This is a genomic window from Pseudomonas ovata (assembly GCF_003131185.1).
In the GTDB taxonomy this organism is placed as follows: Bacteria; Pseudomonadota; Gammaproteobacteria; order Pseudomonadales; family Pseudomonadaceae; genus Aquipseudomonas; species Aquipseudomonas ovata.
Genome location: NZ_QFFU01000020.1, coordinates 45,959 through 67,942 on the forward strand (window position 1 = coordinate 45,959; position 21,984 = coordinate 67,942).

18 protein-coding genes are annotated in these 21,984 nt (G+C 62.1%); 8 read left to right on the top strand and 10 right to left on the bottom strand.

From position 1 onward, the window contains the following. Positions 1–97 precede the first annotated feature (97 nt). The 3 genes from cgtA to rplU form a co-directional block, all read right to left on the bottom strand. Positions 98–1,318, bottom strand: a complete 1,221-nt coding sequence (gene cgtA / locus DGA31_RS21790; protein ID WP_056841946.1) for an Obg family GTPase CgtA — start codon at positions 1,316–1,318, stop codon at positions 98–100. A gap of 205 nt (positions 1,319–1,523) precedes the next feature. Continuing rightward, positions 1,524–1,799, bottom strand: a complete 276-nt coding sequence (gene rpmA, locus DGA31_RS21795; RefSeq protein ID WP_056841945.1) for a 50S ribosomal protein L27 — start codon at positions 1,797–1,799, stop codon at positions 1,524–1,526. Between the two features lie 32 nt (positions 1,800–1,831). Beyond that, positions 1,832–2,146: a 50S ribosomal protein L21 gene (rplU, locus tag DGA31_RS21800; RefSeq protein WP_056841944.1), complete on the bottom strand. Its 315-nt coding sequence runs from the start codon at positions 2,144–2,146 to the stop codon at positions 1,832–1,834. Positions 2,147–2,384: 238 nt separating this feature from the next. On the opposite strand from rplU, the gene DGA31_RS21805 reads away from it, so the two are divergent. Next, positions 2,385–3,353 carry a polyprenyl synthetase family protein gene (locus tag DGA31_RS21805; RefSeq protein ID WP_056841943.1) on the top strand — a complete coding sequence of 323 codons (969 nt, stop codon included), beginning with the start codon at positions 2,385–2,387 and terminating at the stop codon, positions 3,351–3,353. Positions 3,354–3,800: 447 nt separating this feature from the next. Next, complete coding sequence (locus tag DGA31_RS21810; protein WP_056841942.1) at positions 3,801–4,046, top strand: PA4570 family protein; 246 nt, start codon at positions 3,801–3,803, stop codon at positions 4,044–4,046. Positions 4,047–4,107: 61 nt separating this feature from the next. Here DGA31_RS21810 and DGA31_RS21815 read toward each other — a convergent pair whose 3' ends face one another. The 4 genes from DGA31_RS21815 to DGA31_RS21835 all read right to left on the bottom strand — a co-directional run bounded on the left by DGA31_RS21815 (position 4,108) and on the right by DGA31_RS21835 (position 8,633). Continuing rightward, positions 4,108–4,725, bottom strand: coding sequence for a BamJ family beta-barrel-assembly machinery protein (locus DGA31_RS21815; protein ID WP_056841941.1), 618 nt, complete (start codon positions 4,723–4,725; stop codon positions 4,108–4,110). Between the two features lie 157 nt (positions 4,726–4,882). Further along, entirely contained in the window at positions 4,883–5,371 is a 489-nt protein-coding gene (locus tag DGA31_RS21820) for a TIGR00645 family protein (protein WP_056841940.1), read from the bottom strand. A 346-nt stretch (positions 5,372–5,717) separates the two neighbouring features. Then, positions 5,718–6,041 (bottom strand): PA4575 family protein, encoded by a 324-nt coding sequence (locus DGA31_RS21830; protein ID WP_056841939.1) that lies wholly within the window; start codon positions 6,039–6,041, stop codon positions 5,718–5,720. Positions 6,042–6,197: 156 nt separating this feature from the next. Beyond that, a complete protein-coding gene (locus DGA31_RS21835) occupies positions 6,198–8,633 on the bottom strand; it encodes a Lon protease family protein (RefSeq protein ID WP_109513944.1) in 2,436 nt (811 codons plus the stop codon). 266 nt (positions 8,634–8,899) lie between these two features. Between DGA31_RS21835 and DGA31_RS21840 the strand changes: the two genes are divergently transcribed. The 4 genes from DGA31_RS21840 to DGA31_RS21855 all read left to right on the top strand — a co-directional run bounded on the left by DGA31_RS21840 (position 8,900) and on the right by DGA31_RS21855 (position 12,312). Beyond that, a complete protein-coding gene (locus tag DGA31_RS21840) occupies positions 8,900–9,388 on the top strand; it encodes a DUF3015 domain-containing protein (RefSeq protein ID WP_056841937.1) in 489 nt (162 codons plus the stop codon). A gap of 60 nt (positions 9,389–9,448) precedes the next feature. After that, positions 9,449–11,326, top strand: coding sequence for an Lnb N-terminal periplasmic domain-containing protein (locus tag DGA31_RS21845; protein ID WP_109513945.1), 1,878 nt, complete (start codon positions 9,449–9,451; stop codon positions 11,324–11,326). A 78-nt stretch (positions 11,327–11,404) separates the two neighbouring features. Continuing rightward, on the top strand, positions 11,405–11,755 hold the full coding sequence (locus DGA31_RS21850) for a hypothetical protein (protein ID WP_056841935.1): 351 nt from the start codon (positions 11,405–11,407) through the stop codon (positions 11,753–11,755). A gap of 50 nt (positions 11,756–11,805) precedes the next feature. Then, entirely contained in the window at positions 11,806–12,312 is a 507-nt protein-coding gene (locus DGA31_RS21855; RefSeq protein ID WP_056841934.1) for a GreA/GreB family elongation factor, read from the top strand. A 210-nt stretch (positions 12,313–12,522) separates the two neighbouring features. On the opposite strand, the gene gdhA is transcribed toward DGA31_RS21855, so the two are convergent. The 3 genes from gdhA to DGA31_RS21870 form a co-directional block, all read right to left on the bottom strand. Further along, complete coding sequence (gene gdhA, locus DGA31_RS21860; RefSeq protein WP_109513946.1) at positions 12,523–13,863, bottom strand: NADP-specific glutamate dehydrogenase; 1,341 nt, start codon at positions 13,861–13,863, stop codon at positions 12,523–12,525. A 221-nt stretch (positions 13,864–14,084) separates the two neighbouring features. Beyond that, positions 14,085–15,749 carry an energy-dependent translational throttle protein EttA gene (ettA, locus tag DGA31_RS21865; protein WP_056841932.1) on the bottom strand — a complete coding sequence of 555 codons (1,665 nt, stop codon included), beginning with the start codon at positions 15,747–15,749 and terminating at the stop codon, positions 14,085–14,087. Between the two features lie 273 nt (positions 15,750–16,022). Further along, complete coding sequence (locus DGA31_RS21870) at positions 16,023–16,952, bottom strand: DMT family transporter (protein WP_109513947.1); 930 nt, start codon at positions 16,950–16,952, stop codon at positions 16,023–16,025. A 122-nt stretch (positions 16,953–17,074) separates the two neighbouring features. Here DGA31_RS21870 and DGA31_RS21875 point away from each other — a divergent pair, with 122 nt between their 5' ends. Next, a complete protein-coding gene (locus DGA31_RS21875; protein WP_109513948.1) occupies positions 17,075–17,890 on the top strand; it encodes an AraC family transcriptional regulator in 816 nt (271 codons plus the stop codon). A 181-nt stretch (positions 17,891–18,071) separates the two neighbouring features. Continuing rightward, a complete protein-coding gene (locus tag DGA31_RS21880) occupies positions 18,072–21,899 on the top strand; it encodes a sensor domain-containing protein (protein WP_479681230.1) in 3,828 nt (1,275 codons plus the stop codon). The last annotated feature ends 85 nt before the right edge of the window (positions 21,900–21,984 follow it).

Genomic DNA, 21,984 nt, shown 5'->3' on the forward strand with positions numbered 1-21,984 from the left:
CAACCTTAGCCAGAGAGTTGTTGAATACGAATTGTTCATACAAACAGAGCAGACACAAAAACGCCGCTCGAAAGCGGCGTCAGTTTACTGCATGCGATCAGTCGCGGACGTAAATGATTTCCGGACCGTCTTCATCGTCCAGATCATCATCCCAATCGTCGTCACTGACATCCTCGACACTCTTCACGCCACTGCGACGCAGGGCGCGCTGGTCGTCCAGCGCCTGCAATTGGGCACGCGCCTCGTCTTCGATACGCTGGTCCAGCTCGGCCAGCTCTTCGGCGTAGGCCGGATCACGCGCCAGACGATCGGCACGGTCTTCCAGGTAACGCATGATGTCACGCGACAGGCGCTCGGTGCCTTCGTGGGCAATGGCCGAGATCACGTAGACCGGGCCCGTCCAGCCCAGTTGCTCGACGATTTCGCGCTTGCGCTCTTCCTGCTCTTCTTCCAGCAACTGGTCGCACTTGTTCAGCACCAGCCAGCGGTCACGCTCGGCCAGGGCCGGGCTGAAGCGCACCAGCTCGTTGATGATCACCTCGGCGGCATCGGCAGCACTGGACTCATCCATCGGTGCCATGTCGACCAGGTGCAGCAGCAGGCGGGTACGCGCCAGGTGCTTGAGGAAGCGAATGCCCAGGCCGGCGCCTTCGGAGGCGCCTTCGATCAGGCCCGGAATGTCGGCAACCACGAAGCTCTTCCAGCGGTCGACACTGACCACGCCCAGGTTCGGCACCAGGGTGGTGAACGGGTAGTCGGCCACTTTCGGCTTGGCGGCCGACACCGAGCGAATGAACGTGCTCTTGCCGGCGTTCGGCAGGCCCAGCAGGCCGACGTCGGCCAACACTTTAAGCTCCAGCTTCAGGTCACGCTGGTCGCCTGGCTTGCCTGGCGTGGTCTGGCGTGGCGCCCGGTTGGTACTGGACTTGAAGCGGGTGTTGCCCAGGCCGTGCCAGCCGCCCTGGGCGACCATCAGGCGCTGACCAGCCTTGGTCAGGTCGCCGATGATTTCCTGGGTGCCGGCGTCGATCACCGTGGTGCCGACCGGCACGCGCAGGATCATGTCTTCGCCCTTGGCGCCGGTGCAGTCGGTGCTGCCGCCATTGGAGCCGCGCTGTGCGTCAAAGTGGCGGGTGTAACGGTAGTCGACCAGGGTGTTGAGGTTTTCGTCGGCGACCATGTACACCGAACCGCCATCGCCACCGTCGCCGCCGTTGGGGCCGCCGTTTTCAATGAATTTTTCCCGACGGAAGCTCATGCAACCGTTGCCGCCGTCACCGGCCTTTACGCGAATCGATACTTCATCAACAAATTTCATAACACTTGCTCCCGTCACGAAGACGAGCAAAACCACATGAATTCATAAGCCTCTTGCAAAGATGAGCGCTGCGACACCGATCAAAAAACCAGAGGGCCCCGGGCCCGTATCACAACAGCTCGCACAGACAGCTTTGCAAGAGACTCACCACCACCGAAAACGAAAAAGCCCCGTCGCAAGACAGGGCTTTTCATGCAACACGTAATTACACTGCCGCGGCTTCAGCCTTCGGAATGATGCTTACGTAACGGCGATTGAAAGCGCCCTTCACTTCGAACTTCACCACGCCTTCCACTTTCGCGAACAAGGTGTGGTCTTTGCCCATGCCAACACCGTAGCCGGCGTGGAACTCGGTGCCACGCTGACGGATGATGATGTTGCCTGGGATGATGGCCTGGCCGCCGTAGATTTTAACGCCAAGACGTTTACTTTCTGAGTCGCGACCGTTGCGAGTACTACCGCCGGCTTTTTTGTGTGCCATGAGTCAATTCTCCAAATGAGGATTAGGCTGGATTACGCCTGAATACCGGTGATTTTGATCTCGGTGTACCACTGACGGTGGCCCTGGCGCTTCATGTGGTGCTTACGACGACGGAACTTGATGATGCGAACCTTGTCGTGGCGACCTTGTGCAATCACTTCAGCGACAACGGTAGCGCCAGCAACGACAGGAGCGCCGATGGTGACTTCGTCGCCGTTGCCGATCAGCAGCACACGGTCAAAAGTGATGGATTCGCCGGTGGCGACTTCCAGTTTTTCAACTTTCAGGTATTCACCCGGGGCGACTTTGTACTGCTTGCCACCCGTAACGATTACTGCGTAAGACATGGTATCTCTCCGAAAATCCTGCTCACCCAGCTCTTTATAGGTAGAGTGTCGGCTGGCATGGCTGCATCAGGCTGGAGACCTTAATGCAATTGCGTAAGGCAGGTGCTGCCCAAGAAAGTAAGGGTGCGCGATTGTACGCAAGCCTTCGAAGCCTTGCAAGTGCCCGGCCAACACGCCTTGACACACCCTGACCCGCGACCTAGCATGCGGCGCAACCTATCTGGAGCACCTGTCGCTGATGCAACCCCAAGCTTTCTACCGCGCGGTGGCGGACGACTTTAGTGCCGTTGACCTGATCATCAAGCAGCAACTCACGTCACGCGTACCGTTGGTCTCCAAGATCGGCGATTACATCACCTCGGCCGGCGGCAAGCGCCTGCGTCCGCTGCTGGTGCTGTTGTGCGGCAAGGCCCTGGGGCATCAGGGCGACGACCTGCGCCTTCTGGCTGCCACCATCGAGTTCCTGCACACCGCCACCCTGCTGCATGACGACGTGGTCGACATGTCCGGCATGCGCCGTGGCCGCTCGACGGCCAACGCCCTGTGGGGCAACGCGCCCAGCGTGCTGGTCGGCGACTTCCTTTATTCGCGCTCGTTCGAAATGATGGTCGAACTGGGCTCGATGGAAGTCATGAAGATTCTTTCCAAGGCCACCCGTGTGATTGCCGAGGGCGAGGTGCTACAGCTGTCGAAGGTTCGCGATGCCAGCACCACCGAAGAAATCTACATGGAAGTGATCCGGGGCAAGACCGCCATGCTGTTCGAGGCCTCCACCCATAGCGCCGCTGCGCTGTGTGGCGCCAGTGTCGAGCAGAGTGAAGCCTTGCGAACCTTCGGTGACCACCTCGGCGTGGCCTTCCAGTTGGTCGACGACCTGCTCGACTACCGTGGCGACGCCGAAACGCTGGGCAAGAACGTCGGCGACGACCTCGCCGAAGGCAAGCCCACCCTGCCGCTGATCTACACCATGCGCGAAGGCACCGCCGAACAGGCCGCCCTGGTGCGTCAGGCGATCCAGAAAGGCGGCCTGGACGATCTGGAGAGCATCCGCGCAGCGGTCGAAAGCGCCGGCGCCCTGGACTACACGGCCCGCATGGCCCGCGACTACGTGGCGCGCGCCATCACCTGCCTCGAAGCCCTGCCACCGAGTGAGTACCGCGATGCGCTGGTGGAACTGAGCGAATTTGCGGTCGCCCGCACGCACTGATTCACGGCCTGCCACGAAAAAGCCCGTCCCTGTGACGGGCTTTTTATTGGGCGCTGACACCGCACTATCACGCAGCAAACACTGGAGCGGTGTAGGAGCGCGCTTGGCCTGGGCCGCACTCGGACGACCGAGTGCGTAGCGCTCGCAAAATTGATGAAACGCCACAAACTCATAGTGAACGCATTCAGAAATCTGCGAAACGCCACAAATTTACGACTGCTAACGCAGCCGGTCGCGGGCAGAGCGCGCTCCTACAGCAGCAAACCCAATATCCAATAAAGTCAGTAAATCGCATTGTGCTTGATGGACGCAGCCCAAGCCTCCAATCCCCTTCATCCACATCAGAAACAAACGACCGCTCGCCAGAAAATGCGAATTGATCTCAATAGAGACTTGCTATTATCGTAATAAGAATTATTCTCATCGAATCGAAACAGGAGATGGAACATGACTTATTTGATCGATGCATGGCTGGATCGTCCACAACCCTACCTGCGCATTCTGCATCGCGAGACCGGTGAGGTGTGTGCCGTGCTTGGGGAAGAGGCGCTGGAGGAATTGCGCGATCAGGGCGACCTGGATGTCCACGGCCTCAATTCGAGCGAGCCGGTGGTGCTCAAGGAGCTGGTGCGCAACCTGTTTCTGTTTTGCTATGCGCGAGCGCTGCGCCCGATGGGCGAGCTGAGCCTGTGAAGGCTGGACAGCGCAGCGGCTGAACGCCCTTGCGGGATCGCTCAGCCGGCGCGCTTGCAGCTTACAGAACGTCGAGCAGCTCGACGTCGAAGACCAGCACGCTGTGCGGCGGGATGCTGCCAACGCCTTGAGCGCCGTAGGCCAGCTCGCTTGGCACATACAGGCGCCATTTGCTGCCGGCATTCATCAGTTGCAGGGCTTCGGTCCAGCCGGCGATCACGCCGCCCACTGGAAATTCGGCAGGCTCGCCACGATCGTAGGAGCTGTCGAACACGGTGCCATCGATCAGGGTGCCGTGGTAGTGGGTACGCACCTGGTCTTCACGGCTTGGCTTGGCGCCATCACCGGATTTCAGCACTTCAAATTGCAGACCCGAGGCCAGGGTGGTGATGCCTTCACGCTTGGCATTTTCAGCCAGGTAAGCGACACCGGCAGCCGCCGCCTGCTCGGCCTTGGCCGCCGCCTGCGATTGCATGACTTCACGAATGACCTTGAAGCTGGCCGACAGGTCTTCCTGGCTGACGCGGCTCGGCTGGCTGTTGAATGCATCGGTCAGGCCGGTGAGGATGGCCTGCAGGTCGACGCCCGGCGGCGGGTTGTCACGCAGTTGGTCGCCCAGTTGGCGGCCGATGCCATAGCTGACGCGGGTTTCGTCGGTGGACAGATTGACTTCGGACATAACGCTGCTCCGCAAGGGAGTGTCTGGTACTCAATGCCCGCAAAGCGTGTGACCTGCGCCATTGCCGACCCGACACCCCGGATAAAAGGGCGGCCAGCCTAGCATAATCAGGCCGGCTGGCCCTACCGCAACACCGTCAGCGGCAAGGCCTTGATGATCAATGCTTGGTCAACCGGTCCAGGTACCCCATCACGAAGGCCGAGATCACGAACGTCATGTGGATGATCACGTACCACATCAGGTATTCGGTCTCGATGTTGCGTGCGTCCATGAACACCCGCAGCAGGTGGATCGAGGAAATCGCCACGATGGAGGCCGCCACTTTCATCTTCAGCGACGAAGAATCCATGGTACCGAGCCAGTTGAGCTTTTCCTTGTCTTCGTCGATGTCCAGTTGCGAAACGAAGTTTTCGTAGCCGGAGATCATCACCATGACCAGCAGGCCACCCACCAGCGCCATGTCGATCAGCGACAGCAACACCAGGATCAGGTCGGCTTCGGCCAGCGAGAAGATGTTGGGCAGGACGTGGAAGACTTCCTGGAAGAATTTCAGCCCCAGTGCCAGCAACCCAAGGGACAGGCCGAAGTAAATCGGGGCCAGCAGCCAACGCGATGCATACATGGCATTTTCAAAGAAACGTTCCATCGGGACTCGCCTGTGACTGGAAATGGGCGCGCGAGTATATCAGGACGCCATGACGGCTCTTGAGCCGCGACAAAATGCCGCGCAGCAGGGCAACGCAATGAGCTGTGGGAAGCGGCGTGCCGACGATGGCGGCGGTAAAGGCAAGCAGATGTACCGGTCTTGCTGGCCCCATCGCGGGCAAAGCCCCCTCCCACAGTCTGATGCCAGACACGAGACCTTGGGCGACATCAATCCTGTGGGAGGCGGCTTGCCGGCGATGGCGGCGGTACAGACCTGCAGAGAGGGTTCAGTTTCACCGGCCTAATCGCGGGCAAGTCCTCTCCCACAAACTGAGTGCAGTCAGTTTTTACAGCGAGGACCGCTGGCTCTGGGTCATCTGGCTGTTGAGCCGGCGCAATTCGCCTTGCAGGTGCAGGCTCCAGATGGGCAGGTCGTCACAGAACTGGTAGCCGTTCAGGCTCAGGCTGTCGGCAATTGCCTGCAGCACCGATTCGGCGGCGCGGGCACCGGGGAAAGGCCCCTGGGCCTTGATCGCCGAAGGCTGCTCGCCCGACATGCCGGCGGCGAACAGCAATGTCCACAGCCCGCTTTCACCCAGGGGCCGGATGATGCATTCGATCCGCGTCACCAGCCCCAGGCAGTGGCGGGTCAGGCAAAGGCTTCGCGACATGACGACTTCCTCCTCATGGACACAGGGGCCACCAGAACACCCATTCGCAGGCAACCGATTGATCCCTGAGCATAGAGGAAAAACCCCGGCTCAGACGCGGGCAGGACGAACGGATGCCGCAGAGTGTGAACCCTGCGGCATTCACACCGCTTCAACTCAGGGTTTGAGCTCGGGAGCCAGCTGCGCCGGCTCCTTTTCCAGCTCTTCCTTGAGGTCTTCATCGCTGAGCATTTGTGCAATGTCGCGCAGCCGCTCGACCACACGGGCGTTGACGCTGCCCTCAGGGAATTCGCCCTCCTCGTCCGGCTCACCGGCCGGCTCGCCCACCAGCAGGCTCAGGGCCTCGTCGGCCTGGCTCACCGCATAGATATGGAACTGCCCGTCCCGCACAGCCTGCAGCACTCGCTCGTCGAGCATCAGGGTGGCGACGTTGGAACGCGGAATGATCGCACCCTGCTCGCCGGTCAGGCCACGCGCCTCGCACAACCGGAAGAAGCCCTCGATCTTCTCGTTGACCCCGCCCACCGCCTGCACTTCACCGAACTGGTTGATCGAGCCGGTAATGGCAAAGCATTGTTTGAGCGGGGTGCGCGACAAGGCCGAGATCAGGGTGCAGACCTCGCCCAGCGAGGCACTGTCGCCATCAACGTAGCCATAGGACTGCTCCAGGGCGATGCTTGCCGAGATCGCCAGCGGAAACTCCTGTGCATAGCGGCTGCCCAGGTAACCGGTCAGGATCATCACGCCCTTGGAGTGGATCGGCTGGCCAAGGTTGACCTCGCGCTCGATGTCGACGATGCCGCTGCCACCCGGATAGACGGTCGCCGAGATCCGCGCCGGCACGCCAAAGGCCGAGTCGCCCACTTCCAGCACGGTCAGGCCGTTGCACTTGCCCACCGCCGCACCGTCGGTGTCGATCAGGATGATGCCGGCCAGCATATCGTCGAGAATCCGCGCCGAGACCCGCCCGGTGCGTGTGGCCTTGGCCTTGAGCGCCCGCTCGATGTGCCCGGCATCAGTGAGTTCTTCATTGGCCAGCTGGCGGATGAAGTCGGCCTCGCTGACCAACTGGAACAGGTCGCCGATACGCGCCGACAAACGCCCCTGGTGCTCGGCCAGGCGCGCACTGTAGGTGGCCAGGCGTGCCACGGCGTCGGCGGTGAGCGGCGCCATGCCTTCTTCGAAGGTGCGGGTCTTGAGCAACTGGGCGAACTGCTCCAGGGTTTCGTCGACCATCGGGATTTCTTCGTCGAAGTCGACCAGCACCCGGAACATCTCCTGAAAGTCCGGATCGACGTCCTGCAAGGTGTAGTACAGCGAGCGCGAGCCGATGATGATCACCTTCACGCTCCAGGGGATCACTTGCGGTGTCAGGGTCACGGTGGCGACCCGGCCCAGTTCGCCCAGCGGCGATTCCATCTTCAGCTTGCGCGATTGCAGGGTGCGCTTGAGGGCGTCCCAGACAAACGGTTCGCCGAACAGCTTTTCGGCTTCCAGCACCAGAAAGCCGCCATTGGCCCGGTGCAGTGCGCCGGGGCGCAACTGCCGGTAGCTGGTGTACAGCGCACCCTGGTCGGTGCTGTATTCGATACGGCCGAACAGGTTGTCGTAGGTGGGGTGCGACTCGAACACCACCGGCGCGCCGCCGCCGTGGGTATGGCCGACCACCAGGCTGGGGCTGTACTGGTCTTCAAGCAGCTTGCGCGCCTGGGCATCGGTCTTGCTGTCGTCGACCAGTTGCTCGACCACGGTCTTGAGCAGGTTGACCTGCATGGCCTGCAGGTAGGCGCACACCGCGGCGTTCTCGGCGTACTGCTCCGACAACGGCGCGAGCAATGGCTGCAGCGCCAAGATGATGGTTTCTTCGTTGAGCTGGCGCAGCTGGTTGTTGGACTCGCGCTTCCATTGCGGCAGGCTCGACAGTTCTTCATTCAGGCGTTCTTCCAGGCCCGAAATGTCCTCGTGGAAGCGCTCGCGCTCGGCCTCGGGCAACTGCGCGAACTCGGCCTCGTCCAGCGCCTTGCCATCGACCATCGGCGTAAAGGCGATATTGGAGCTGTCGCGGTACAGGGCGATGTCCTTCTCCAGCGACAGGCGCTCGATCACGTCCAGGGCGCGGTCGTAGCGCTGGTTGAAGGCACGGTCGATCGTGCTTTTCTTTTGCTGGTAGGACGGGTGCTCGAACACCGCCGGAAAGGTTGCCAGCAGGTTGTCGATCAAGCCGCCGATGTCGGCGATGAACGCCGTTGCCGTGCCCGAAGGCAGCTCCAGGGCCCGGGGCTCGCGCGATTCTTCGAAATTGTCGACATAGACCCAGTCCGACGGGGTCTGCAGGCGCTTGGCCTCGGCCTTGAGGTAGCGTTTGACGAACGAAAAGCGGCCCGTGCCGGGCTCGCCCATGACATACACGTTGTAACCGGGACGTGGCATCGCCACCCCGAACTGCAAGGCCTCAACGGCACGCTCCTGGCCGAGGACTCCGCGAAAGGGTTCCAGATCGTTGGTGGTCTGGAACGCGAACTGTTCAGCAGTAAATGGACGGGTCAGCGCTTGTGGCGCCAGACGCAGACTGGCAGCTACAGAATCGGGCATCAGTGTTCCTTACATCACGCGGGCAGATAGCGGCATTCTGGCGCTCGCCGGACATCACTTGCAAGGCGCAGGCAAAGGCGGCGCCTTGCAAGTGGCGACAACGTCTCGTCTGTTCGCGACAAAGCGCAATAATCGGCAACAAATCGCGGAACCCTCAGGCATGGGCCACACTCAAAATTGCGCACGTTGCCGATCATGGCCATCTGCACTGACGCAATGACGCACAATCCCGACCCACTCAGGTCGCACACAAAGAGAATAAAGCTATGAAACGGATTCTTCTTGGAACGCTCTTTGCCGCTGTTTCCGTCAACGCCATGGCTCAAGCGCCAGGCGGTCCGGATTGCGGCTGGGGCAACATGCTGTTCGAAGGCCAGCGTGGCACTCCGGCGCACTTCCTGGCTTCTACCACCAACGGCACCTCTGGCAACGCCACCTTCGGCATGACCAGCGGCACCAACGGTTGCTCGACCAACAGTGCATTGACCTACGGTGGCAAATCCTGGCTGGCCATGAATGGCATGATGGATGAGCTGTCCAAGGACATGGCGATGGGCCAGGGCGAAGCGCTGACCACCTACGCCGTGATCCTGGGCGTTGCGCCGCAAGACCGCGAGCGTTTCGCGGCCGTCACCCATGACAACTTCTCGAAAATCTTCACCAAGGCCGACGCCACCGCTGAAGACGTTCATAGCAAGACCCTCGACGTCCTGAAAAACGACCCAACCCTGGCCAAGTACGCTACCCAGGCTTGACGCGTGTCCCCGCCTCTGTAACAAGGGGCGGGTCTTCTCTTTTCGAACAGTTGCCCTCCCATGCTCAAACGTCTCGCCTGTCTGACGCTGTTGGTCTGTGCCCCGCTGTGCGCGGCCCCTCAAGCTGCTCAAGCGGGCACACTCTCCGTAGAGCACGGGCGACTGCAGCAACTGGCCAGTGATCCCTTCTGGATCTCACTGGGCCACTACCAGCAGACCCGCCTGGGTGGCTGGCGCAGTTATGTCGATGACCCCCGGTTTTTCCTGGCCGAGAACGGCGCCCATGATCCGCAGGCCGAACTGAGCGCGACCCTGGCCGCCATCAAGACGCCGGTCGGTGACGCACAACAGCATGCCCAGTGCGTCTACCCGGCCCGCACCCGCTGGCTGCGCGATAAACTGCACCTGCGTGACCTGCCGACAGTGGATTGCAGCGAGTTCAAGGCCTGGTTCAAGGACGTGGCCCCCGACAGCACCGTGCTGATCTTTCCGGCGGCCTACCTCAACAGCCCCTCGTCGATGTTCGGCCATACGCTGCTGCGCATCGACCCGGCCAGCGCCCGGGCCAACAACACCACGCTGCTGAGCTACGCGATCAACTTCGGCGCCTACATCGAGGGCATGGACAACAGCATCCTGTATGCCTGGAAAGGCCTGGCAGGCGGCTATCCCGGCCTGTTCTCCATGGTCCCGTACCAGGAAAAACTCTCTGAATACCGCAGCCTGGAAAACCGCGACCTGTGGGAGTACCGGCTGAACCTGAGCACCGTTGAAACCGAGCGCATGGTCGAGCATGTCTGGGAATTGAAGCAGATCCGCTTCAGCTACTTCTTTTTTGACGAAAACTGCTCCTATCGCCTGCTGGAATTGCTGGAAATCGCCCGTCCGGGCCTGAAGCTGACCGATCAGTTCGACCTCACCGCCATTCCGACCGACACGGTAAAAGCCATCAAGGCCGCCGGCCTGGTGGAAAAGACCGAATACCGTCCTTCCCGCGAGCGCGAACTGCTCAGCCGCGCCGAGCCTCTTGATCCTGACGAGCAGCAATGGGTACTGGCCATCAGCGCCGACACGGCCCGGCTGCAGGACGCCGCCTACCAGTCGCTGCCGGCTGCACGCCGCGCCCTGATCCAGGACGCGGCGTATCGCCTGGAGCGCTACCGCGCCAACGGCCAGGCCCGTGACAGCCAGGCCGCGCAGCGCAGCTTTGCCTTGCTGCAATCGATCAACCGCAACCCGCCCCCGGCCTTGCAGATCGAGCAGCCCGGGCTGCCCGAAGAAGGCCACGAGTCGCGCACCTGGCAACTGGGCGTCGGCAGCCGGGACGACAAGGCCTTTGCCGAGTACGGCCTGCGCATGGCCTATCACGACCTGAACGACAACGCCTATGGCTTCCCGCTGGGTGCGCAGATCGAGATCCTGCAACTGAAACTGCGCCAGTACGAAGGCAACGAGTGGCACCTGCAACGCCTGGACCTGGCGACCATCCGCTCGATGACCCCACGCACCGAACTGCTCAAGCCCTGGTCCTGGCAAGTGGCCGGCGGCCTGGAACGGGTACCGGGCAAGCACGGCGACCAGACGCTGGTCAGCCATGTCAATGGTGGCGCCGGTGGCACCTGGCAACTGGACGACAACCTGCTGGGCTTTGCCCTGGGCACGGTGCGCGTCGAGCACAACAATGACTTTGCCGCCTTCGTCGCCCCGGCGGCCGGCTTCGACACCGGCCTGCTGTGGCGCAACCCGCTGGGCAACCTGAGCCTGGAGGCCAAGGGCGATTACTTCACCAACGGTGAAGTGCGCCGCAGCATCAGTCTCAACCAGCAGTGGGAAGTGTCGCGCAACCTGGGCCTGCGCCTGACGGCACAGCGCGACTTCAGCCATCTGGGCGGGCCACAGAATGAGGTCATGTTGCAGGCCCGCTGGTACCACTACTGAACAGCTTTTCGACAAGCCGTTGACAGCGGGTGGACACAGCCTGAACTAGACTTCCCTCATTCATCGAGGAAACCGGTCATGAACAGGCGTATCGCGTTGTTGGGCTTGATCGTCGTGCTCGCGGGGTGCCAGTCGACCCACGAGCAACTGGTCGCAGAAGGCTACCCACCGGCCTTTGCCGATGGTTTCCAGGACGGCTGCGGCAGTGGCCGACAGGCGGCAGGCGCCATCGGCGGGCAATACCGCAAGGACGTCCCCCGCGACCTGAAAGAGCCGCTGTACGCCAAGGGCTGGACCGACGGCTTTCGCCAGTGCCAGGCGATGCAACTCAACCATGACCGCGAAACCAACAGCTGGGGCAACGATCGCGATCGGGAATGGGAGCGGCAGAAAACCCGCGACAAGGCCCGCGCCTATCGTCCTGACTAGGAACGTCCTTGCCCTGCAGTTGCCTAACCTTCACACGCAGGGAGGACATCATGAGTCGCGCTTTCGTAAACGAAGACAATGCCGCATCCCAGGCCAGCCAGCCAGTCGAACGGCAGGTCAGCGAGCAACCCAATTACGTCACCGCCCACGGGCTGGTGCTGTTGCAGAATCAGGTCAGCGAACTGCAGGCCTTGCACCGGCAACAACTGGAGCTGGGCGACAGCGCCGATAAACAGCGCCTGGTTGATCTGGAACGTGACCTGCGCTACTTCACCCAGCGCCTGCAAAGCGCCATGGTCGTAACAGCCGCACTGTCCACCGACAAGGTGCAGATCGGCAGCAAGGTGACTTATGCCGATGAACACGACCAGCGTCAGCAAGTGCAACTGGTCGGCGAGGATCAGGCCGACGCCAGCCACGGTCTGATCAACTGGGGCTCACCCTTGGGCCGTGCCCTGCTGGGCGCGCATGCGGGCGACGAGGTGCTGTGGAAACGCCCGGCCGGGGACCAGATGATCGAAATACTGGAAATCGAAGCCGACCCCGGCAGCCCTTGACGCCACCCATTGCGCCCGGCACTGGCTACCGTACGCCTGATAACGCTGTAGGAGCGCGCTTGCCCGCGACCGAGTGCGTAGCAGTCGTAAAATTTCAGCGTTTCGCAGATTTTGAATGCGTTCACATTCAGAAATTTGTGGCGTTTCATCAAATTTACGACTGCTGCGCAGCCGGTCGCGGGCAAGCGCGCTCCTACCGGGCAGTGCGGATCAGACCACGCCTTGCGCCAGCATGGCGTCGGCGACTTTGACGAAGCCGGCGATGTTGGCGCCCTTGACGTAATTGACGCTGCCGTCCGCTTCGGTGCCGTAGTGCACGCAGGCATGATGGATCGACTGCATGATGCCGTGCAGCTTGCTGTCCACCTCCCCTGCCGTCCACAACAGGCGCATGGCGTTCTGCGACATTTCCAGACCGCTGACGGCCACGCCGCCAGCGTTCGACGCCTTGCCCGGCGCGAACAGGGTGCCGGCCTCGATAAACAGGTCCACCGCCTCCAGCGTGGTCGGCATGTTGGCGCCTTCGGCCACGCAGATGCAGCCGTTGCGCAGCAGGGTACGGGCGTCTTCAGTGTCGAGTTCGTTCTGCGTGGCACATGGCAGGGCGATGTCACAGGCCAGGCTCCACGGCGTCTGGCCCTGGCGGAATTCCAGGCCCAGGGGCCCGGCCAGCTCGCTGAGACGGCCGCGCTTGATGTTCTTCAATTGCAGCACCGCATCCCACTGCGCATCGTTGAGGCCCGCCTCGATGTACAGCGTGCCTTCGGAGTCGGACAGCGAAATCACCTTGCCACCCAGGTCCATGACCTTGCGGGCGGCGTACTGGGCCACGTTGCCGGAACCGGAAATCGCCACGCGACGGCCATCGATGGCCTTGCCCTGGCGCTTGAGCATCTCTTCGGCGAAGTACACGCAGCCGTAACCGGTGGCTTCCGGGCGGATCAGGCTGCCGCCGTAGGTGATGCCCTTGCCGGTCAGCACCGACGTGAACTGGTTGGCCAGGCGCTTGTACTGGCCGAACATGAAGCCGATCTCGCGACCGCCCACGCCGATATCACCGGCGGGCACATCAAGGTCGGCGCCGATGTGGCGGTACAGCTCGCTCATGAAGGCCTGGCAAAAGCGCATGACTTCCGCATCGCTCTTGCCCTTGGGATCGAAGTCCGAGCCGCCTTTGCCGCCGCCCATGGGCAGCGAGGTCAGCGAGTTCTTGAGCACCTGTTCGAAGGCCAGGAACTTGAGCACGCTCAGGTTCACCGATGGGTGGAAACGCAGACCGCCCTTGTACGGGCCGATGGCGCTGCTCATCTGGATACGGTAACCGCGGTTGACCTGCACCTTGCCCTGATCGTCGACCCACGACACACGAAACAGCACGGCCCGCTCCGGTTCGACCATGCGCTCCAGAATGCCGGCCTGCAAGTAATGCGGGTTGGCTTCCAGGAACGGCCAGAGGCTGCGCAATACTTCTTCCACGGCCTGGTGAAACTCAGGCTGCGCCGGGTCACGAAGCTTGAGGCGGGCGAGGAAATGGTCGACAGATTCGGTCATGGGGAACGTCTCGGAGAAGGATGACTTGTAGGAATTTTTCCGGGACTCTACCAAGGCATAACGCACTTAAAAAGAGCGAAATGTCGTTTTAATGAAATTTTATGGTGCAAATATATAAATTAATGAGCGCTATTCGCGGCTGAAGCCGCTCCTGCGGTCATTTTCAAGGCACAAAAATGGGGCCCTTTAGGCCCCATTCTTGTGCAACGAAAACCGGCGGGTTATGCCAGCTTCTTGTGCCTTACGCGGTGCGGCTGGGCAGCAGCGTCGCCCAGGCGTTTCTTGCGGTCGGCTTCATACTCGGTGTAGTTGCCTTCGAAGAACACCGCCTGCGAATCGTCTTCGTAGGCCAGGATGTGGGTGGCCACACGGTCCAGGAACCACCGATCGTGGGAAATCACGATCGCGGCGCCCGGGAAGTCCAGCAGGGCCTCTTCCAGCGAACGCAGGGTTTCGACGTCAAGGTCGTTGGACGGTTCGTCGAGCAGCAGGACGTTGCCACCCTCCTTGAGGGTCAGCGCCAGGTGCAGGCGACCACGCTCACCGCCAGACAGGTCCTTGACGAACTTCTGCTGGTCACCGCCCTTGAAGTTGAAACGGCCGACGTAGGTACGCGACGGAATCTCGTAGTTGCCGATACGGATCTGGTCGGAACCATCGGAGATTTGCTGGAACACGGTCTTGCTGCCGTCCAGGTCGTCACGGGCCTGGTCAACGCACGCCAGTTGCACGGTTTCACCGATTTCGATGCTGCCCGAATCAGGCTGCTCCTTGCCCATCAGCATGCGGAACAGGGTCGACTTACCGGCACCGTTACCGCCGATCACGCCGACAATGGCGCCCTTGGGCATGGCGAACGACAGGTTGTCGATCAGCACGCGATCGCCATAGCCTTTGCTGACATTCTTGAACTCGATGACCTTGTCGCCCAGGCGCGGACCGGCCGGGATGTAGATCTCGTTGGTCTCGCTGCGCTTCTGGAATTCCTGCGACTGCATTTCTTCAAAGCGTTGCAGACGGGCCTTGGACTTGGACTGGCGGGCCTTGGCGCCTTTGCGCACCCACTCCAGCTCTTCCTTCATGGCCTTTTCATGGGCCGACTGTTGCTTGGATTCCTGGGCCAGACGATCGGACTTGGCTTCCAGCCAGCCTGAATAGTTGCCTTCGTATGGAATACCGGCGCCGCGGTCGAGCTCCAGGATCCAGCCGGCGACGTTGTCGAGGAAGTAACGGTCGTGCGTGATCGCGACCACGGTGCCAGGGAAGCCGTGCAGGAACTGCTCCAGCCAGGCGACCGAATCGGCGTCCAGGTGGTTGGTCGGTTCGTCGAGCAGCAGCATGTCGGGGGCCGACAGCAGCAGGCGGCACAGGGCCACGCGGCGCTTCTCACCACCGGACAGCACCGCGACCTTGGCGTCCCAGGCCGGCAGGCGCAGGGCGTCGGCGGCCACTTCCAGCTGGCGCTCCAGGTTGTGACCATCGCTGGCCTGCAGAATGGCTTCGAGCTTGGCCTGTTCGGCGGCCAGCTTGTCGAAGTCGGCGTCCGGGTCGGCATAGGCGGCATAGACCTCGTCCAGGCGCGCCTGGGCGTCCTTGATGACGCTGACGGCTTCCTCGACCACTTCGCGAACGGTCTTTTCCGGGTCCAGCTGCGGCTCTTGCGGCAGGTAGCCGACGTTCAGCTCAGGCATCGGACGGGCTTCACCGTCGAACTCCTTGTCGACACCGGCCATGATCTTGAGCAGCGTGGACTTGCCCGAACCGTTCAGGCCCAGCACGCCGATCTTGGCGCCCGGGAAGAACGACAGGGAGATGTTCTTGAGAATTTCGCGCTTCGGCGGCACTACTTTGCTCAGCCGATGCATGGTGTAGACATATTGAGCCAAAACGTTGACCTCGCTTGAAGACACAAATGAAAAACCCTGCCACGCAGGCAAGGCTACAAGAATGGCCACTCGTCGGACGTTGAGCGCCGCGAGTGGGTGCAGGCCGTGCCCGGCAGGGGCCGGCCGCAGTGGAAGCGACAGCGGCGCGGGCCAGTATCGGGTAAAAACGGCCGCGCTCAGGGTCGGCAAGCTTAACCCAACTCGGCGGTGGCTGGCAGGGGGACAAACGGTCGCCGGCCATGAGGGCCGGCATGACGGGCGCGCTTGAACGGGTTAGAGCTTGCCCAGACGACTGGCAAGGTGCTGTCTGAACAGGTCATGCCCACTGACCACGACGATGCCCGCCATGACCAGCAGCGCCCCGGTCACGAAGGCCGGTTCCAGGGTTTCATCCAGTAGCCAGACGCCGAAAATCACACCGAACAACGGAGTCAGGAACGACAGCACGCCCAGGCGCGAAGCCAGGTAATGGCGCAACAGCCAGAACCACGCCAGGTAACTCATGAAGGCAATCAGCAGGGTCTGGAAAGCCAGGCTCAGCACCGTGGTGCGCGACAGCTGGAAGTCTGTCTGGCCACTGGCCCAGGCGACGATCAGCAACAGGCCGAACGCACCCAGCAGTTGATACAGCAGGGTCTGGCTGGCCGGGGCCGCTGCCAGCCGGGTGGCGCGCACGGTCACGGTGGTCGCCGCCCAGGCAATGGCGCCCAACAGGCCGAACGCATCGCCCAGGCGTTGATCGGCGCTGGCCGGCGCATTGCCGGCCGGGCCGTAGAACGCCACCACCACACCGACGAAGGCGGTCAGGATTCCGCCCCATTGCAACAGGCTCAAACGCTCACCCGGTACGCACAGGTGCAGGCCGATGGCGGTGAAGATTGGCGCACAATAAAGAAAGATCACCATCCGTGAAGCACTGGTGTAGCGCAGCCCCTCGCCCACGAACAGAAACTCCACGGCAAACAGCAAGCCGACCACGACGCCCGGCCCCAGCGTGGCACGATCAAAACCGCGTGCTTCGCCGCGCCAGAGGATCAAGCCCCAGACCAGGATCGCCGCCAGTCCCGAGCGGATCGACAACTGCAACAGCGGTGCCATGTCGGGCGCTGCCACCTTGATCGCCACTTGCTGCAGGCCCCACAAGGCGCACAGACCGCACATCAGCGCGGCGGCGCGGGCATCGACAGGTTGGCGTGTGTTCATGATCGGTACTCGGACGAAAAGTCCCCAAAGTGTGGACGCGACCGATCAGCCACATATAGCGCCAAACCGACAACCCATAGCGCATAATCGCCACTCGCCCACCCCCTGCGGGAAACCTGCCCATGACCCAGAGCGCCCGACACCTGCACTTGCCCCCCTTTACCGACGCCATTCCTGCGCCGATCTACTTTCGCAGTGCCTGGGTCCCGGCCTCGAGCACCTATCCGGTGCACAGCCATCCCTGGGGCGAGTTCGTCTATTCATACAGTGGCGTGATGGACATCAAGATGCGCGACCAGCATTTTCTGGCGCCGCCGCACTATGGCGTGTGGCTGCCGCCCGAGGCCGAACACGTGGGGCGCAATCGCTACGAAGCGTGCCACTGCTCGCTGTATATCGCCCGCTCATTGTGCACCGACCTGCCGCAACAGGCCTGCGCGTTGACCATCACCCCGTTGATCCGCGCCCTGCTCGACGACCTGCACGCAGCGCCCCCCGGCCTGCCGCAAAGCCCCGAGGAACAACGGCTGCTGCAGGTGCTGCTCGACAAGCTCAGGCAGACCTCACGGGCCGGCAGCTACCTGCCGGGCTCCGATGACCCGATTCTGGCGCCCGTCTTGCAGTGGCTTGAGCGCAACCCTGGCGAAACCCCCTCGTTGCAGGCGCTGGCGACAATGGCCAACACCACCGAACGCACCTTGCTGCGTCGTTGCCAGCGCGACCTGGGCATGTCGCTGGCGCAATGGAAGCAGCGGCTGACCGTGGTGCGCGCCCTGGAACGCCTGGAAACGCCGATGACTGTCGAAGCCATCGCCCTGGATATGGGCTATAGCAGCTCATCGGCGTTCATCGGCATGTTTCGCAAGCTGATGGGCGTGACCCCGGATGAATTTCGCAAGGCCAGGCCCCATGCCGGTGCGCAGGACGGACAGGCATGATCGGTTCTTTTAACGCCCGGTAATGCGCATTAGCCAGCTACGCTCATGACTGGAGTGGCCGGCAGCCCCAACAAACGCTAGCACTTGGCCATATCTCAAGGCATGCTAGCCGCCCTTTGGGCGTCCGGCTTATAGTGCACCGCGCATTCGCTGCTTCAGTCCAGTAGTCAGGAACAACGACTTGCCTTTACCGACCTTTTCTCCAGCGCCGCACAGGAGCGCCAAAAGCACCGGGCATGTGCCTTTGCGCAGCTCGTTGAAAGGTGTGTTGGCGGCATTGGTGCTGCTGATGCTCGCCTTGCTGTTGTGGCAGTCGTTCGAGCAATTCCGGCAGAACCAGGATCGCCAGCGCCAGCGCAGCCTCGACTACAGCACTCAGCTTGCCGACCGCCTGAGCCTGAACATGGCCCTCAGCGCACAGGTCAGCACCAGCCTGCTGGACGAAGCCAAGTCCACAGGCCTGTCCCTTGACCAACCCTCGACACTTGCGCCACTGCGCCAGGCACTGCCGGCCCTGCACAGCGTGGTCTGGCTCAATCCGGTCGGTGCGGTGATCAAGGACAGCGCCGGCAGCACCTTTGACGCCGCCTTTCTCAAGCAACAGCTGGCCCTGGCACAAGGCCGGCCTTTTTATTACACCCACGCCGAAGACGGCACCCGGATTTATCTGCTGCTGCGCCAGGCCGGTGCTTTCAGCGGCGACTACTGGGTATTGCGGCTGGGCACCGAGGTCCTGAACAACCTGACCCAGCAGTACAACCATGACTTCATCCACCTGTGGCGCCTGGAAAGCCGCGAAGGCCAGCGGACCCTGGCCCGCGACAACCACAGGCACACCGGCAGCGCCGAGACGGTGCTGTTGCAACCGATCAGCAACAGCGACTGGCAACTGCGCGGCCTGTTCGATGCCTACCGCGAGCGCCAGGCCTTGCTGGCACCGCTGATCGTCAAGTGCGCCTTTGCCTTGCTGTTCTCGATCCTGCCGTTGATTGCGCTGATCAGCCTGAGACGCCGTCAGGGGCAACTGCTGGAAAGCCGGCGCCGCTACCAGGGTATTTTCGAAGGCACCGGTGTGGCCCTCTGCGTACTGGACATGTCCGGCCTGCCGGCGCTGCTTGAGGCCCTGCAGGTCACAACCCGGGATGACCTGCACAAGCTGCTCGACAACCAGCCCGGCCAGCGCAGGCGCCTGCTGCAGCAGTTGCACGTCACCGAAGTCAATCAGGTCGCCCTTGACCTGCTGGCCATCGAGAGCAATGAGCAGGCCTGGCAGCAGTTGATTGCCGGCTCGCCGCACTCGCGTATCGGGATCGGCCTGCAGATCATCGAGGCGGTGCTCGACGGCCAGCAGCGCCTGGAGCTGGAAATCCGCCTGACCCAGGACGGCGGCCAGGATCAGCACCTGTGGCTGGTGATGCGCCTGCCACAGGCACAGGCCGACTTTGACGCCGTTATCCTCAGCATCGGTGATATCACCAGCCGCAAGCAGATCGAACTGTCGCTGCAGGATCGCGAGAGCTTCTGGTCGGATGTGGTGCGCACCGTGCCCGATCATCTCTATGTGCAGGACGTGCTCAGCCAGCGCATGATCTACAGCAACCATCACCTGGGCCAGACGCTGGGCTATAGCAAGGCCGAGCTGCATGCGATGGGCGAGTTTTTCTGGGAAATCCTCCTGCACCCGGACGATGCCCGTGCCTACCGCGACATGCGCCTGCGCCAGCGTCACCACGCGCACAACGAGTTGCTGCAATGCGTGCTGCGCTTTCGCGACCACCGGCAGAACTGGCGCTGCTTTGACATCCGCGAACAGGCCATGGCCTGGGACAAGGATGACCAGGTCACGCGCATCATCGGCATTGCCAAGGACATCACCGAGCAAATGGCAGCCAGCCAGTCGCTGCGCGACAGCGAACAGCGCTACCGCATGCTCGCCGAAAGCATCAGCGATGTGATTTTCTCCACCGACAACCGCCTGGCACTCAACTATGTCAGCCCCTCGGTGCAGAACGTACTGGGCTACAGCGCCGACTGGATTCTGCACAACGGCTGGAGCGCGGCCCTCGCCAACCCGCAGCAACTGGTGCCCATTCATGCCTTGATCGCGCGTATCCGCAAAGTGCTGAACAAACCCGCCGAACTGGACACGCTGCGCAATGAACTGCCCACCCACCTGTTCCTGTTCGACAGCCTGCGCGCCGACGGGCGCAAGATCCCCATCGAGTTGCGGCTGGTGCTGGTCTGGGACGAGCACGGCAGCTTCGAGGGCATTCTGGGCGTAGCCCGCGATGTCAGCCAGCAGCGCCGCGCCGAGAAAGACCTGCGCATGGCGGCCACGGTCTTCGAGCACTCGACCTCGGCCATCCTGATCACCGACCCGGCCGGCTACATCGTCCAGGCCAACGAGGCGTTTACCCGGGTCAGCGGTTACGAAGTGGCCCAGGTGCTTGATCAGTTGCCAAACATGCTCACCGTCGAACACGAGCAGGAAAAGCACCTGCACCCTATTCTCAGGCAGCTCCACCAACGCGGCAGTTGGGAAGGCGAAGTGCAGCTCAAGCGTCGCAATGGCGAGCAGTATCCGGCGTGGGCAGGCATCACGGCAGTGCTCGACGATGAGGGCGACCTGGCCAGCTATGTGTGCTTCTTCAGCGACATCAGCGAGCGCAAGGCCAGCGAACAGCATATTCATCGCCTGGCCTATTACGACGCCCTCACCCACTTGCCCAACCGCACGCTGTTCCAGGACCGCCTGCACTCGGCCTTGCAGCACGCCGAACGCCAGAGCGCCTGGGTGGTGCTGATGTTTCTCGACCTGGACCGCTTCAAGCCGATCAACGACTCGCTGGGCCACGCGGCCGGCGATCGCATGCTCAAGGAAATGGCCAGCCGCCTGCTGGCCTGCGTCACTGACGACGACACCGTGGCACGCATGGGGGGCGATGAGTTCACCTTGCTGCTGGAGCCGGGCGCCACCCGGGACATCGCGCTGAACCGCGCCATTCATGTGGCCGAGCAGATCCTGACCAGCCTGGTGACGCCGTTTGTGCTCGAAGGCCGTGAGTTCTTCGTGACGGCCAGTATCGGCATTGCGCTCAGCCCGCAGGACGGCAGCGAGTTGAGCCAGTTGATGAAGAATGCCGACACGGCGATGTACCACGCCAAGGAGCGCGGCAAGAACAACTTCCAGTTCTACCAGGCCGACATGAATGCCACCGCGCTGGAACGCCTGGAGCTGGAAAGCGACCTGCGCCATGCGCTGGAGCAACAGGAGTTCGTGCTGTATTACCAGCCACAGTTCAGCGGCGACGGCAAGCGCCTGACCGGCGCCGAAGCCCTGTTGCGCTGGCGTCATCCACGCCGCGGCCTGGTGCCACCGAACGACTTCATTCCGGTGCTGGAAGAACTCGGCCTGGTGGTGGAAGTCGGCGACTGGGTGCTGGCTGAAGCCTGCCGTCAGCTCAAGGCCTGGCACCAGGCCAAGGTGCGGGTGCCCAAGATCTCGGTGAATATCTCGGCGCGGCAGTTTTCCGATGGCCAACTGGGCAAGCGGATTGCCGAGATCCTGCGTGAAAGCGGCGTGCCGCCGGCCTGTCTGGAGCTGGAACTGACCGAAAGCATCCTGATGCGCGAAGTCAGCGAAGCCATGCAGATCCTCGACAGCCTGAAGAACCTGGGCCTGAGCATTGCCGTCGACGACTTCGGCACGGGCTACTCCTCACTGAACTACCTCAAGCAGTTCCCGATCGACGTCTTGAAGATCGACCGCACCTTCGTCGACGGTCTGCCCTCGGGCGAACAGGACGCGCAAATCGCCCGGGCAATCATTGCCATGGCCCACAGCCTGAACCTGGCGGTGATCGCCGAAGGCGTGGAAACCCATGAGCAACTGGAGTTTCTGCGCGAGCACGGTTGCGACGAAGTCCAGGGCTACCTGTTCGGCCGCCCGATGTCGGCCGGACACTTCGAAGCGCAGTTCAGCAATGACGCCCTCTTCATGCTCGATTAAACGGCCCTGTAGGAGCGCGCTCTGCCCGCGACCGAGTGCGTAGCGCTCGCAAAATTGATGAAACGCTGAAGATCTACAGATGTGA

Excerpts from the sequence above, each read along its gene's own strand:
- cgtA (WP_056841946.1), bottom strand. The coding sequence starts at position 1,318 with ATGAAATTTGTTGATGAAGTATCGATTCGCGTAAAGGCCGGTGACGGC.
- rpmA (WP_056841945.1), bottom strand. The coding sequence starts at position 1,799 with ATGGCACACAAAAAAGCCGGCGGTAGTACTCGCAACGGTCGCGACTCA.
- rplU (WP_056841944.1), bottom strand. The coding sequence starts at position 2,146 with ATGTCTTACGCAGTAATCGTTACGGGTGGCAAGCAGTACAAAGTCGCC.
- DGA31_RS21805 (WP_056841943.1), top strand. The coding sequence starts at position 2,385 with ATGCAACCCCAAGCTTTCTACCGCGCGGTGGCGGACGACTTTAGTGCC.
- DGA31_RS21810 (WP_056841942.1), top strand. The coding sequence starts at position 3,801 with ATGACTTATTTGATCGATGCATGGCTGGATCGTCCACAACCCTACCTG.
- DGA31_RS21815 (WP_056841941.1), bottom strand. The coding sequence starts at position 4,725 with ATGTCCGAAGTCAATCTGTCCACCGACGAAACCCGCGTCAGCTATGGC.
- DGA31_RS21820 (WP_056841940.1), bottom strand. The coding sequence starts at position 5,371 with ATGGAACGTTTCTTTGAAAATGCCATGTATGCATCGCGTTGGCTGCTG.
- DGA31_RS21830 (WP_056841939.1), bottom strand. The coding sequence starts at position 6,041 with ATGTCGCGAAGCCTTTGCCTGACCCGCCACTGCCTGGGGCTGGTGACG.
- DGA31_RS21835 (WP_109513944.1), bottom strand. The coding sequence starts at position 8,633 with ATGCCCGATTCTGTAGCTGCCAGTCTGCGTCTGGCGCCACAAGCGCTG.
- DGA31_RS21840 (WP_056841937.1), top strand. The coding sequence starts at position 8,900 with ATGAAACGGATTCTTCTTGGAACGCTCTTTGCCGCTGTTTCCGTCAAC.
- DGA31_RS21845 (WP_109513945.1), top strand. The coding sequence starts at position 9,449 with ATGCTCAAACGTCTCGCCTGTCTGACGCTGTTGGTCTGTGCCCCGCTG.
- DGA31_RS21850 (WP_056841935.1), top strand. The coding sequence starts at position 11,405 with ATGAACAGGCGTATCGCGTTGTTGGGCTTGATCGTCGTGCTCGCGGGG.
- DGA31_RS21855 (WP_056841934.1), top strand. The coding sequence starts at position 11,806 with ATGAGTCGCGCTTTCGTAAACGAAGACAATGCCGCATCCCAGGCCAGC.
- gdhA (WP_109513946.1), bottom strand. The coding sequence starts at position 13,863 with ATGACCGAATCTGTCGACCATTTCCTCGCCCGCCTCAAGCTTCGTGAC.
- DGA31_RS21870 (WP_109513947.1), bottom strand. The coding sequence starts at position 16,952 with ATGAACACACGCCAACCTGTCGATGCCCGCGCCGCCGCGCTGATGTGC.
- DGA31_RS21875 (WP_109513948.1), top strand. The coding sequence starts at position 17,075 with ATGACCCAGAGCGCCCGACACCTGCACTTGCCCCCCTTTACCGACGCC.